The sequence below is a fragment of the Rubellimicrobium roseum genome (assembly GCF_006152145.1).
GTDB classification, from domain to species: Bacteria; Pseudomonadota; Alphaproteobacteria; order Rhodobacterales; family Rhodobacteraceae; genus Rubellimicrobium; species Rubellimicrobium roseum.
Genome location: NZ_VDFV01000026.1, coordinates 37,953 through 50,216 on the forward strand (window position 1 = coordinate 37,953; position 12,264 = coordinate 50,216).

Genomic DNA, 12,264 nt, shown 5'->3' on the forward strand with positions numbered 1-12,264 from the left:
GGCCCCTGCCCCGTCAACCCGGCAGGCAGCCCCGGGGATCAGGCGCGGAAGTCGGTGACGACCGCGGCGCCCGGCGACGTGGGGCCGTCCATGGCCGCGAGCTCCCCGGAGACGGCCGAGAGCGGCACCTCGCGCGACACCAGCGGCGAAAGGTCCACCCGCCCCGCCTCGATCAGCCCGAGGAGCGACGGGTAGCGCCAGGCCGGCATCCCGCGCGTCCCGAAGAGCGAAAGCTGGCCGGAATAGACGGCCATCATGTCGATCTCCATCCGCGCGTCCTTGAGGTCCGGCAGGCCAACCTGAACGTGCCGGCCCAAGGGGCGCAGGCAGCGGATCGAGGCGTCCACGGTGACCGGGGCGCCCAAGGCCTCAAGGCTCAGATGCGCGCCGCCGCCCGTGAGGTCCCGGACCGCCTGCGCCGCGTCGCCGTCGCGCGCGTTCACGACCGCCTCGGCCCCGAGTTGCAGGGCAAGTTCCAGCTTCTCCGGCACCACGTCCACGGCCACGACACGCGCGCCCATGGCCTGCCCCAGGATCACCGCCGCAAGGCCGATCCCGCCCGTGCCGTGGACCGCCAGCCATTCGCCCGGCTTCAGCGCCGCGCGCCCCGTGAGCGCCTGCCAGACGGTCGTCACCCGGCAGCCCAGCCCCGCTGCGAGCGTGGGCGAAAGCGCCTCAGGCAGCCGCGCGAGGTTGTGGCCGCGCGGCACGGCGACGTATTCCGCGAAGGCGCCCTGGGTCGAGAAGCCCGGTACGATCTGGTCGGCGCAGGTGGTGGACTCGCCCGCGCGGCAGGCCGGGCAGTCGCCGCAGGACAGGATGAAGGGCGCCACCACGCGGTCGCCCACGGCCCAGCGGGCGCGGAGCCCCGCCTCGACGACCTCGCCGCAGTATTCGTGGCCCAGGATGTGCCCCGGCCTCACCAGCCGGTGCTCGCCCGTCCAGCCGTGCCAGTCCGAGCGGCAGACCCCGCAGGCCAGCACCCGCAGCACGACCCCGTCCTCGGGACAGGCGGGCTCGGGTCGGTCCTCGATGACGAGCGGCGCGCGGAATTCCGCAAGGACCGCCGCGCGCATCAGGCGATCTCGATGCGGTAGCTCTCGATCACGGTGTTGGCGAGCAGTTTCTCGCACATGGCGCGGACCTCGGTCTCGGCTGCGGCGCGGTCGGCCGCCGTGAGGTCGAGCTCGATCACCTTGCCCTGGCGGACGCCGTGGACGCCCTCGAAACCCAGGCTGCCCAGGGCGCGGCGCACGGCCTCGCCCTGCGGGTCGAGCACGCCATTCTTGAGCATCACGGTGACGGTGGCCTTCATCGAGCGAGCCTTCAGTTGATGAGCGTGGGCTTGGGGCGGTGCGTGACGTTCGAGGGCAGGACGCCCAGCCGCCGCGCGACCTCGGTATAGGCCTCGGTCAGCGACCCGAGGTCCTTGCGGAACACGTCCTTGTCGAGCTTGCGGCCGGTCTCGATGTCCCAGAGGCGGCAGGAATCGGGGCTGATCTCGTCGGCGATGACGAGGCGGGGGTAGTCGCCGTCCCAGATGCGGCCGATCTCGATCTTAAAGTCGACGAGCTTGATGCCCACGCCCATGAAGACGCCCGACAGGAAGTCGTTGACCCGCAGCGCGAGCGCCACGATGTCGTCGAGGTCCTGCTGCGAGGCCCAGTTGAAGGCGATGACATATTCCTCGGGCACCAGCGGGTCGCCTAGGCGGTCGTCCTTATAGCAGAACTCCACGATGGGCCGGGGAAGCTGCTGCCCTTCGGGCAGGCCCAGCCGCTGCGCCATGGAGCCCGCGGCGAAGTTGCGCACGATCACCTCGAGCGGGATGATCTCGACCTGCCGGACAAGCTGCTCGCGCATGTTGAGGCGGCGGATGAAGTGCGTGGGCACGCCGATCTGGTTAAGGCCGTTCATGAAGAACTCGGACAGGCGGTTGTTCAGGACGCCCTTGCCCTCGAAGATCTCCTTCTTGGCGCCGTTCCCGGCCGTCGCGTCGTCCTTGAAGTACTGAACGAGAGTCCCGGGCTCCGGCCCTTCGTACAGGATCTTCGCCTTGCCTTCGTAGATCTTCTTGCGGCGCGGTGCCATGGGGGCTCCTCGGGTCGGGGACCCGCTCATGTGAGGTTGGCGCTCACATACGGCAAGGCCCCCTTGCGGGCAAGCCACCCCGGGGCCATACCGGAGCCGAGTGGCCGCGGGCAGGCTCCCGCGGCAAATGCCAGGAGGACCCGAGTCCATGACCACCTTCGACGATCGCGAGCGCGCCTTCGAAGCCAAGTTCGCCCACGACGCCGAGATGCAGTTCAAGGCCGAGGCGCGGCGCGACCGGCTGCTGGGCCTCTGGGCCGCGGGCCTCCTGGGCAAGACAGGCCCCGAGGCCGAGGCCTACGCGCAGGAGATCATCCGCGCCGACCTGCGCTCGGCCGGCGAGGAGGACGTGTTCCAGAAGATCCGCGACGACCTGGGCGGCCGCGCCGACGACGCCGCGATCCGCGGCCGGATGCAGGCCTTCCTGAGCGAGGCCAAGGTCCAGATCATGAACGAGGTGGGCTGAGGCCCCGGCGGCCGGGCGCGACCTCGCCCGGCCAATTAACCTCGTCTTCATCGGCCTTCGGCAGGATGGGCGCTGGCAGGGATTCGGCCCTGCGCCCGACCCGGAGGCTCGATGAGGCTGCTCCCCCTTTCCCCGCTTCTCGATGCGACCGGCCCGTCGCGCGACCGGGCCTTGGCCCGTGCGCCGCAGGCCGAATGGGGCCTCGCGCATCAGGGGGCCCGCATCCTCCTGTCGCGCGACCAGGCCACAAGCTGGCTCGTGCGCCGCGCGGGGGCCTGCCTCGTGGCGCTGGGCCGCCCCCTGGGCGCCGCGGACCTCGGGGCCTTCGCCCGGACAGCTCGGCGGCAGGGGCTTCGTCCCGTTCTGTACAAGTGCGATGCCCCGACGGCCTCGGCCGCCCGCGCGGCGGGATGGCGGGTCGTACGGGTGGGGCACGAGGCCGTGCTCGATCTGGCCACCTGGAGCGCCGACAGGCCCGCCTGTCGCCAGCTCCGCCGGAAGCTGCGCGCGGCCAGCGCGGCCGGGGTGGAGGTGACCCCCGCGGCCGAGCTGCCCCTTGCCCGCATGGAGGCCGTCGCCCGCGACTGGGCCGCCTGCCACGGGGGCGAACGCGGCTTCTCCATGGGGCGCTTCGACCCACGGCTCCTCGGCCGGCAGCAGGTGCTGCTGGCCTGGGCCGGCGGTCGGCTGGTCGCCTTCGCGAGCTTCCACACCGCCCGGAACGAATGGACCTTGGACCTCATGCGCCACTCCGGGGCGCCGGACGGCACCATGCACGCCTTGATCGCCGAAGCCGTCATCCGGGCCCGCGCGGCCGGCGTCGCGCGGCTGAGCCTCGCCGCCATCCCCGAACCGACGCCAGGCCGGAGCTGGCTGCGGGCCCTGGGGCTCGGGTCCTGCGGGCTCGCTCAGTTCAAGGGGGCCTTCGGGCCGCGGCATCTGCCGCGCTACGCGGCGGCGCCGGGACGGCTGGCGCTGGCGCTGGGGCTCGCGTCGGTCGCCCGGGCCATCCGCCGGCCGGGTCCCCTGCCCCCATCGGAACTGAGGTCGCCCGTGCCGCCGACGACGTGGCGCACGCGGCGGCTGGAAACTCGGCGTCCGGCGCCCCACTTTGGGTTTGAACCCGCGCCCGTGCCATGCGATGCGCGGCCCGCGCAACCGCGGCCTGCGCCCCGCGCCCTCTCGGGCCAGCGCCCGCCGCCCTGAGAGACACAGCATGACCAACGCCCTGTCCCGCCTGCTCGAAACCCGTGATTGGCTCCTGACCGATGGCGCGACGGGCACGAACCTCTTCAACATGGGCCTGGCCTCGGGCGACGCGCCCGAGCTGTGGAACGTCGACCACCCCGAGCGCATCCGCGCGCTTTACCAGGGCTGGGTGGATGCGGGCTCGGACATCTTCCTCACCAACACCTTCGGCGCCAATGCCGCGCGGCTGAAGCTGCACAGCGCCGAGGGACGGGTGCGCGAGCTGAACCGCGCCGCGACCGAGATCGCGCGCGACGTGGCCGACAAGGCCGGTCGCCCGGTGATCGTCGCAGGCGACGTCGGTCCCACGGGCGAGATCATGGCGCCCATGGGCTCGCTGACGCACGAAACGGCGGTGGAGATCTTCCAGGAGCAGGCCGAGGCGTTGAAGGAAGCCGGCGCCGACGTGCTCTGGGTCGAGACCATCAGCGCCGCCGAGGAGTTCCGCGCCGCCGCCGAGGCCTTCGCCCGCGCGGACATGCCCTGGTGCGGGACCATGAGCTTCGACACGGCCGGGCGGACCATGATGGGCCTGACCTCGGCCGACATGGTGAAGATGGTGGGCAAGCTGCCCAACCCGCCCCTGGCCTTCGGCGCCAACTGCGGCGTCGGCGCCTCGGACCTGCTGCGCACCGTGCTGGGCTTCGCCGCTGCCGGGCCCGAGCGTCCGATCGTCGCCAAGGGCAACGCCGGCGTCCCTCGCTACCACGAGGGGCACATCCACTACGACGGCACGCCCGAGCTGATGGGCGAATACGCCGTGCTGGCCCGCGACGCGGGCGCCACGATCATCGGTGGCTGCTGCGGCACGATGACGGATCACCTGCGCGCCATGCGCGAGGCGCTGGAGAGCCGCCCTCGGGGCGAGCGGCCGACCCTGGAGATCATCGCCGAGCGGCTGGGCGGCTTCTCCTCGGCCACCGACGGCACCGGAGACGAGCCGGCCGCCCGTCGCGGCAGCCGCCGCGGACGCGGCTGAAGCGCCAGAGTTCGGGAAGGGTCCTAGGGCCTTCATGGCCTGGGACCCGCCAGTGTGGTGTGGGTTGGGCCGGCAGATGTCGACGGGCATGAGCCCGGCCTTCCTAGATCCCCATGATTGCAACGGCTGGCTTTCCGGGCGATCAGACCTAATGAACCTGATCCGTACGCTCGTCCGAACGATTGGTGTGGTCATGGACCGCGCCAAACGAGTCTGAGCGAGCCGGCCTTGGTAAGCCGATCCACGAGCGGCAGGGCCGGCGCTGTGAACCGGCATCGACAGTTCGCCTCCAAGGTCGCCGGCGCTGTCCGGGATGTTCATGTGCCGCGGCCGGTTTACCATCTAAATCCCCTCAAGCACTTACATTTTCCCCTCCAGATTCCCATATCCTTCTGGTCAGCACGGAGATCATGGGATGCAACTGGACGGACATCGGGTCCTGCGGAAGGGCCATACGCGGCGGCGCTACGGGGCGGTCGACGCAGGTGTGACGACACGGGTCAGCGACGATGGGCGAGAGCTTCTGTTCGAGTCCTCGATCCCCGTGTCCAAGGGGTTCTCGGACGTGCGCTTCGTCCTGCCGGTCGAGGCGCTTCCCGAGTTGATGCGGCTCGCGCTGGGACCGCGTCAGAACAGCGAAAGCTGAGGGTCCGGCTCGCGCGGGACCCGGAACAGATCGGATCTCGGCGGCGGAAGCTCTTTCAGGCCGAGCCGCCGCGTGGCCAGGTCGAAGCGCGACCGGAGGAGCCGCGCCCACGCGCCTTGGCCCGTCATCCGCGTTCCCCAGTCGGGGTCGTAGTCTCGTCCGCCATGAAGCTCGCGCAGGCGGGCCATGACGCGGGCGGCGCGGTCAGGAAAACGCTCTTCGAGCCAGGTACGAAAGAGCGTGGCCACCTCGCGCGGGAGGCGCAGGACGGTGGCGCTGGCCGCGCGCGCGCCAGCTTGGGCGGCGGCCGACAGGATGGCTTCGATCTCGTGGTCGGTCAGGCCCGGAATCACGGGCGAGACCTGCACCCGAACCGGCACCCCGGCCTCGGTGAGGCGCCGAACTGTCTCCAGCCGGCGAAGCGGCGACGGCGCACGAGGCTCCATGACGCGCGCGACGCCCGGATCGAGCGTGGTCACCGAGAGGCCCACCTGAACGAGGCCCTGTGCCGCGAGAGGCGCGAGAAGGTCGAGGTCGCGCTCGACCAGCGTCCCTCGGGTCGTGATCGTGAAGGGATGCCGATGCGCGGCCAGGACCTCGAGAAGGCGACGGGTGATCCGGCGGTCGCGCTCGATGGGCTGGTAGGGGTCGGTGGCCGTCCCGAGCGCGATGACACGGGCCACGTAGCCCCTCGCCCCAAGCTCGCGCGCCAGAATCTCGGGCGCCTGTGGCTTGGCGATGAGCCGGGTCTCGAAGTCCAGACCGGGCGACAGCCCAAGCCAGGCGTGCATGGGCCGGGCGTAGCAGTAGATGCAGCCATGCTCGCAGCCGCGATACGGGTTGAGCGAACGGTCGAAGGGCACGTCGGGCGATTCGTTGGACGTGATGACCTTGCGCGGGCGTTCCTCTGTCACTTCGGTGCGCAGCGGCGGCAGCGTCTCATCCGAAGCCCAGCCATCGTCGAACGCCGAGCGGACATAGGGCTCGTACCGTCCGGAGGCGTTGCCGGTGGCGGCGCGGCCGGGACGGCGGCTGGCGGGAATGGGCGATCCATCAGCATCCATGGGCCGATGATGCGAACATAGCAAGAACATGGCAAGTGGCGTCCTGCAGGGACCCTTGCCCTTTCGTCGGTTGCGGGGCAGGCCTTGTCGCAATTCGCCGTGCGCCCTGGACCCCTTCGGCGCACACAGACCCCAACCAACTAGCCGCAGGAGCCACCATGGCCGACGACGAGATCATCCTGTCCGAACTCGACGACGAGGAGCTCGTCGCCCAGATGTTCGACGACCTCTACGATGGCCTCAAGGAGGAGATCGAGGAGGGCGTGAACATCCTGCTGGAGCGTGGCTGGACCCCCTACGACATCCTGACCAAGGCCCTCGTGGGCGGCATGACGGTCGTGGGCGCCGACTTCCGGGACGGCATCCTCTTCGTCCCCGAGGTGCTCCTGGCCGCCAACGCGATGAAGGGCGGGATGCATATCCTCAAGCCGCTGCTGGCCGAGACCGGCGCGCCGCGCGTGGGCAAGATGGTCATTGGCACCGTCAAGGGCGACATCCACGATATCGGCAAGAACCTCGTGTCGATGATGATGGAAGGCGCGGGCTTCGAGGTCGTGGATATCGGCATCAACAACGCCGTCGAGAAATACCTTGAGGCGCTGGAGACGGAGAAGCCCGACATCCTGGGCATGTCGGCGCTGCTGACCACGACGATGCCTTACATGAAAGTCGTGATCGACACGATGAAGGAGAAGGGCATCCGCGACGACTTCATCGTGCTCGTGGGCGGCGCGCCGCTCAACGAGGAGTTCGGCCGCGCCATCGGGGCCGACGCCTATTGCCGCGACGCCGCCGTCGCCGTGGAGACCGCGAAGACCCTTGTCGCCCGCAAGCACAACCAACCCGCCGCCCACTGACGAGCGGCTGACGGTCGACGGCCTCGCCCCCGAGGGGCGGGGCCGCGTGCTGCTGATCGCTTGCGGGGCGCTCGCGCGCGAGATCCTGGCGATGAAGGAGGCCAACGGGTGGGATCACCTGGACCTCCAGTGCCTTCCCGCGATCCTGCACAACGCGCCGCAGCGGATTGTTCCGGCGGTTGAGACCGCGGTCGAGGCCGCGCGGGGGCGCTACGCGGAGATCTTCGTGGTCTACGCCGATTGCGGCACCGGGGGACTCCTGCAGGCGGCCTGCGATCGCCTGGGCGTCGGCATGGTCGAGGGGCCCCATTGCTACAGCTTCTTCGAGGGCAACGCCGTGTTCGCCGCGCGGGGCGAGGTCACGGCCTTCTACCTGACCGACTTCCTCGTCCGGCAGTTCGATGCCTTTGTCTGGCGGCCGCTGGGGCTCGACCGGCATCCGGAGCTGCGGGACATGTACTTCGGCAACTACGAGACGCTGGTCTACCAGGCGCAGACCGACGACCCTCTGCTCACCGAAAAGGCGAAGGCCTGCGCGGAGCGGCTGGGCCTTGCCTTCGAGAGGCGGTTCACGGGCTACGGAGACCTTGGCGGGGTCCTGGGACGCTTGTAGCGCAATTCGGTTAAGATCCGGTTGACGGAACCGGGGTCCGGCACAGGGACAGTTCTAACAGAAGTCCGCCTTAAGCGGCCTCCTGTGCCGCCTCTCGAATTCGGACGATCATGGACTTGAGGCCGTTCGATCGCTGGGCCGACAGATGGCTGTCGAGCCCGAGGCGGGCCAGCTCCGCCGCCGCGTCCACCTTGGGCACCTCCTGCACCGGCAGGTCGGTGTAGAGCGCCTTGAGGATGGCGATGAGGCCGCGCACGATGCTCGCGTCGCTGTCGCCCTGGAAGCCGAAGCGGCCGTCGCGGATCTCGGGGTGGATCCAGACCTGCGAGGCGCAGCCCGTGACCTTGGTCGCCGGCACCTTCAGCGCCTCGGGCATCGGCGGCATGGCCTTGCCGAGCGAGATCACCTCGCGGTAGCGCTCCTCCCAGTCGCCCAGGAAGTCGAAGGTTTCGGCGATGTCTTCGAAAGCTTGGGTGGCCATGATCGTCTCCCGGCGTGTGGGGCGGACGTAAGGTGCCGCCCCGCCCGAGTCTAGAGCCGCACCGTGATGACGTTCTGACCCTTGGCGGCAAGGCCGACCTTGCCTTCGCAAAGGCGGATCGCCTCCTCGCCGAAGACCTCGCGCCGCCAACCCTGGAGCGCGGGGAGGTTCCGGTCTCCGGCCGCGATGGCGTCGAGGTCAGAGGACGAGGCAATCAGGCGGGCGGCGACGCCCTCCTGCTCGGACTTGGCCTTGAGGAGGACGCGCAGGAGGTCGGCCAGCGCGGGGTTGACCTGAAGCTGCTCGCGCGCGTCGCCCTGGCGCGGCAGGTCCTCGGGCCGCCGGGCGGCGGCGCGTCGGACGGCGGCGAGGATGCCGTCCGCGATGTCGCCGCGCCGCCCCTCGCGCAGGAGGAGCCGGGCCTTGGACAGGTCGGCCTCGGAGGTGGGCCGGGTCGTCGCCAGCTCGATCAGCGCGTCGTCCTTGAAGACGCGGCTGCGAGGCACGTCGCGCCCTTGAGCATATTCCTCGCGGAAGCGCGCAAGCTCGATCAGGGCGGCCAGCATCTTGTTGGAGCCCGGTCGCGTGCGCACCCTCTCCCAGGCATCGGCGGGGTCGACGCGATAGGTGGCGGGATCGAGGAGGATCGCCATCTCCTCGGCCACCCAGGGCTCGCGCCCGGTGCGCTTCAGCCGCTCGGACAGGTAGATGTAGACGGGGCGCAGGTGGGTCACGTCGGCCAGCGCGTAGCGGAGCTGCGCCTCGGACAGCGGGCGGTGCGACCAGTCGGTGAAACGCGAAGACTTGTCGACCTCGGCTTTGGCGATCTTACGCACCAGCGTCTCGTAGGAGACCTGGTCGCCGAAGCCGCAGACCATGGCCGCGACCTGCGTGTCGAAGAGCGGCGCGGGGATCACCCCGGCATCGACGTAGAAGATCTCGAGGTCCTGCCGCGCCGCGTGGAAGACCTTCACCACGTCCGGGTTCCTGAACAGGTCGTAGAGCGGCGCGAGGCTGAGCCCGTCGCCCCCCTCGATCGGGTCGATGACGGCCGCCGACTCCTCGCCCTCGCCGGGATAGGCGATCTGCACGAGGCAGAGCTTGGAGTAGTAGGTCCGCTCGCGCAGGAACTCGGTGTCGACGGTGACGAAGGGGTGCTGCGCGGCGCGTTCGCAGAAGGCGGCGAGCTGATCGGTCGTGGTGATGATCTGCATGTCGCCCCGCCTTAGCCCATCGGTCCCGGGTTGCAAAGCCCGTCAGGGCAGGAGGATGGGAGTCCGGTCGCCAGTGACGTATCGGCGCATCACGGCAGGATAAAGGCGGTGCTCCTGCACCAGCACGCGGGCCGCGAGCGTGTCGGGGGTGTCGTCGGTGAGGACCGGCACGCGGGCCTGTCCGAGAATGGGCCCGTGGTCCAGTTCCTCGGTCACTTCGTGGACGGTGCAGCCGTGCTCGCGGTCGCCATGGGCCAGCGCGCGGGCATGGGTGTGCAGCCCCGGATAGAGCGGCAGGAGAGAGGGGTGGATGTTGAGCATCCGGCCCTTCCATGGCCCGACGAAGCCGGGCGTGAGGATGCGCATGAAGCCCGCGAGGCAGAGGAGGTCAGGCGCGTGGGGCGCGAGCGCCGCCTGAAGCGCGTCCTCGAAGGCGACGCGGTCGCGGCCGAAGGGCCGGTGGTCGACGGCCGCCACGAGCACGCCCAATTCGCGGGCGCGGGCCAGCCCCCCGGCCTCGGGGTCGTTCGACAGCACGACGACGGGCCGTGCCGGATGGTCGCCTGTCATGGAGCGCAGCAGGGCCACCATGTTGGAGCCGCCGCCCGAGATCAGGATGGCGACACGCCGGTGGCTCACGCGAGCGCGCCCTTGTAGGTCACGCCCTGCCCCGTTGTCACGGCGCCCAAGGGCACGACCGTCTCGCCCGCCTCCATGAGGAGCCGCGCCACCGCCTCGGCCCGGTCGGGGGCCACGACCAGCACCATCCCGATGCCGGAGTTGAAGGTCTTGAGCATCTCGGCCTCGGCGATGCCGCCCGCCTCGCCCAGCCAGGCAAAGACCGGGGGCAGCCGCCAGGCGCCGAGGTCTATGGTGGCGCCCAGACCTTCGGGCAGGACGCGCGGCAGGTTCTCGGTCAGGCCGCCGCCGGTGATGTGGGCGAGCGCGTGGACGCCGCCCGCGCGGATCGCGGCCAAGGCAGGCTTCACGTAGAGGCGGGTGGGCGTCAGCAGCGCCTGACCGAGCGTGCCCCCGCCAAAGGGCGAGGCCGCGTCCCAGTCCAGGCCCGCGACCTCGGCCACGCGGCGCACGAGCGAGAAGCCGTTGGAATGTACGCCGTCCGAGACGAGGCCCAGCAGGATGTCACCCTCGGCCACGCCGCGCGGCAGGTCCTGCCCGCGCTCCATCGCGCCCACGGCGAAGCCCGCGAGGTCGAAGTCGCCGCCGTGATACATGCCCGGCATCTCGGCCGTCTCGCCGCCCACGAGCGCGCAGCCCGAGCGCGCACAGCCCTCGGCGATGCCGGCGATGACCCGGGCGGCCTCCTCCACCTCCAGCTTGCCGGTGGCGAAGTAGTCGAGGAAGAGGAGCGGCTCGGCCCCCTGGCAGACGAGGTCGTTCACGCACATGGCCACGAGGTCGATGCCCACACCGTCGAGATGTCCCGTCTCGATGGCGATGCGCAGCTTGGTGCCCACGCCGTCGGTCGCGGCTACGAGGATCGGGTCCTGGTAGCCTGCGGCCCGCAGATCGAAGAGCGCGCCGAAGCCGCCCAGGCCCGCCATGGTCCCGGCCCGTTCGGTTCGCCGGGCATGGGGCTTGATCCGCTCCACGAGCGCGTTCCCCGCGTCGATGTTCACGCCCGCCTGCGCGTAGGTCAGCCCGCTCATGCCGTTCCCCCTCGATCTGGTGCGCCTCCGTTAGCCCAAGCCGGCGCGAGGGGCCAGAGCGGCTTGACGCGCGGGCGGCCGGATGCGACGGGAGGGCGTGGCGGGCCGGTAGCTCAATGGTTAGAGCCGAGCGCTCATAACGCTTTGGTTGGGGGTTCGAGTCCCTCCCGGCCTACCGCCATTCCGCAGCGCCCAGCTTGCCAACGGGGCATAAGTATGCACGTTTGGCCAGTTCTCATGCACACCCCTTGTCAAGCGAAATGCTGACAAGGGGCACGTGCTGCCAAGCCTTTTTGGCGCAAGTGTCTGGATCAGTTCGGGAAAGCACCTGCCCAAACGGCTGTCGCGCCGTTCGACGACCAAGGTTGCCGCGCATCACCGGCCGTTTCGGGCGTACAGCGCCTCGACGTCCTGGCGCAGGTAGATTGCACCGTAGTCCTGGCGGCCCGGTCGGAACGGGGCCACGCCCGCCACCTTGAGTCGCGCCAGGATCGTGTTCCTGTGCTCGCCGAACCGGGTTGAGATGGTGGCATGGGTCAGGAAGCGCCGATGGAAGGCGTCCATGTCAGCGTGTGTCATGTAGGCCCGATCGACGCCTGTGTTCGGATTCCGAACAAATTGCGCCGGGCAGTGTCCAGCGGTAAGGAAGGCTGAGAACCGCTTGTTATCTCGTAGACCAACTCTTCGGCCGAACTCCGTCGCCAGGAGCAGCGGCTGGCTGGAGTTCCGCCGGACCTCGTCGGCTGCGGACTTGGAGATCACAAAGCTCGTGTAGCCGTCGACGCTTTGGCGCCTTCGGATATCCAGGTGCCCCTCACAAATGGCTGTTGTGATCTTTCCAACGCGCAGCCCAGTGCGCCTTTGGCTCTGGCCAGCCCCCGATCACGGTTCCGGGGTCAATGATAGTTCGTGGGGGCATGCTGGGCTAGCGAGAT

General features: G+C 70.0%; 15 protein-coding genes and 1 tRNA gene. 7 read left to right on the forward strand and 9 right to left on the reverse strand.

Annotated features, from left to right (window positions below):
• Positions 1-38: 38 nt before the first annotated feature.
• The 3 genes from FHG71_RS15145 to purC are packed head-to-tail and all read right to left on the reverse strand — an operon-like array spanning position 39 to position 2,091.
• The gene (locus tag FHG71_RS15145; protein ID WP_139082541.1) at positions 39-1,076 is read right to left on the reverse strand and encodes a zinc-binding dehydrogenase; all 1,038 of its coding nucleotides are present in this window, start codon (positions 1,074-1,076) and stop codon (positions 39-41) included.
• The gene (purS, locus tag FHG71_RS15150) at positions 1,076-1,315 is read right to left on the reverse strand and encodes a phosphoribosylformylglycinamidine synthase subunit PurS (protein WP_139082542.1); all 240 of its coding nucleotides are present in this window, start codon (positions 1,313-1,315) and stop codon (positions 1,076-1,078) included. Before purS ends, FHG71_RS15145 begins: the two co-directional genes overlap by 1 nt.
• 11 nt (positions 1,316-1,326) lie before the next feature.
• Positions 1,327-2,091, reverse strand: coding sequence for a phosphoribosylaminoimidazolesuccinocarboxamide synthase (gene purC / locus FHG71_RS15155; protein ID WP_139082543.1), 765 nt, complete (start codon positions 2,089-2,091; stop codon positions 1,327-1,329).
• Between the two features lie 148 nt (positions 2,092-2,239).
• On the opposite strand from purC, the gene FHG71_RS15160 reads away from it, so the two are divergent.
• The 4 genes from FHG71_RS15160 to FHG71_RS15175 all read left to right on the forward strand — a co-directional run bounded on the left by FHG71_RS15160 (position 2,240) and on the right by FHG71_RS15175 (position 5,430).
• Positions 2,240-2,557, forward strand: a complete 318-nt coding sequence (locus FHG71_RS15160) for a DUF1476 domain-containing protein (protein ID WP_139082544.1) — start codon at positions 2,240-2,242, stop codon at positions 2,555-2,557.
• Positions 2,558-2,668: 111 nt separating this feature from the next.
• The gene (locus FHG71_RS15165; protein ID WP_139082545.1) at positions 2,669-3,763 is read left to right on the forward strand and encodes a phosphatidylglycerol lysyltransferase domain-containing protein; all 1,095 of its coding nucleotides are present in this window, start codon (positions 2,669-2,671) and stop codon (positions 3,761-3,763) included.
• 10 nt (positions 3,764-3,773) lie between these two features.
• The gene (gene bmt, locus FHG71_RS15170) at positions 3,774-4,784 is read left to right on the forward strand and encodes a betaine--homocysteine S-methyltransferase (protein ID WP_139082546.1); all 1,011 of its coding nucleotides are present in this window, start codon (positions 3,774-3,776) and stop codon (positions 4,782-4,784) included.
• Positions 4,785-5,199: 415 nt separating this feature from the next.
• Entirely contained in the window at positions 5,200-5,430 is a 231-nt protein-coding gene (locus FHG71_RS15175; RefSeq protein ID WP_139082547.1) for a hypothetical protein, read from the forward strand.
• On the opposite strand, the gene FHG71_RS15180 is transcribed toward FHG71_RS15175, so the two are convergent.
• Positions 5,412-6,494: a PA0069 family radical SAM protein gene (locus FHG71_RS15180; RefSeq protein WP_139082548.1), complete on the reverse strand. Its 1,083-nt coding sequence runs from the start codon at positions 6,492-6,494 to the stop codon at positions 5,412-5,414. The genes FHG71_RS15175 and FHG71_RS15180 overlap by 19 nt on opposite strands.
• A 158-nt stretch (positions 6,495-6,652) precedes the next feature.
• Here FHG71_RS15180 and FHG71_RS15185 point away from each other — a divergent pair, with 158 nt between their 5' ends.
• Both FHG71_RS15185 and FHG71_RS15190 read left to right on the forward strand, forming a co-directional pair.
• Positions 6,653-7,351: a corrinoid protein gene (locus tag FHG71_RS15185; RefSeq protein WP_139082549.1), complete on the forward strand. Its 699-nt coding sequence runs from the start codon at positions 6,653-6,655 to the stop codon at positions 7,349-7,351.
• Positions 7,314-7,964, forward strand: coding sequence for a DUF1638 domain-containing protein (locus tag FHG71_RS15190; protein WP_139082550.1), 651 nt, complete (start codon positions 7,314-7,316; stop codon positions 7,962-7,964). Before FHG71_RS15185 ends, FHG71_RS15190 begins: the two co-directional genes overlap by 38 nt.
• A gap of 70 nt (positions 7,965-8,034) precedes the next feature.
• Here the strand turns inward: FHG71_RS15190 and FHG71_RS15195 are convergent, their stop codons facing one another.
• From FHG71_RS15195 to purM, 4 genes are read right to left on the reverse strand one after another with little or no spacing between them, the layout of a single operon-like run.
• A complete protein-coding gene (locus FHG71_RS15195; RefSeq protein ID WP_139082551.1) occupies positions 8,035-8,445 on the reverse strand; it encodes a SufE family protein in 411 nt (136 codons plus the stop codon).
• 50 nt (positions 8,446-8,495) lie between these two features.
• Positions 8,496-9,659, reverse strand: a complete 1,164-nt coding sequence (gene rnd / locus FHG71_RS15200; RefSeq protein WP_139082552.1) for a ribonuclease D — start codon at positions 9,657-9,659, stop codon at positions 8,496-8,498.
• A 42-nt stretch (positions 9,660-9,701) separates the two neighbouring features.
• Entirely contained in the window at positions 9,702-10,298 is a 597-nt protein-coding gene (gene purN, locus FHG71_RS15205) for a phosphoribosylglycinamide formyltransferase (RefSeq protein ID WP_139082553.1), read from the reverse strand.
• A complete protein-coding gene (purM, locus tag FHG71_RS15210) occupies positions 10,295-11,329 on the reverse strand; it encodes a phosphoribosylformylglycinamidine cyclo-ligase (protein ID WP_139082554.1) in 1,035 nt (344 codons plus the stop codon). The genes purN and purM overlap by 4 nt, the downstream gene beginning before the upstream one ends.
• A 102-nt stretch (positions 11,330-11,431) precedes the next feature.
• Here purM and FHG71_RS15215 point away from each other — a divergent pair.
• Positions 11,432-11,504, forward strand: a tRNA-Ile gene (locus tag FHG71_RS15215).
• A 200-nt stretch (positions 11,505-11,704) separates the two neighbouring features.
• On the opposite strand, the gene FHG71_RS15220 is transcribed toward FHG71_RS15215, so the two are convergent.
• Positions 11,705-11,908 (reverse strand): hypothetical protein, encoded by a 204-nt coding sequence (locus tag FHG71_RS15220; protein ID WP_218014108.1) that lies wholly within the window; start codon positions 11,906-11,908, stop codon positions 11,705-11,707.
• Positions 11,909-12,264: the final 356 nt, after the last annotated feature.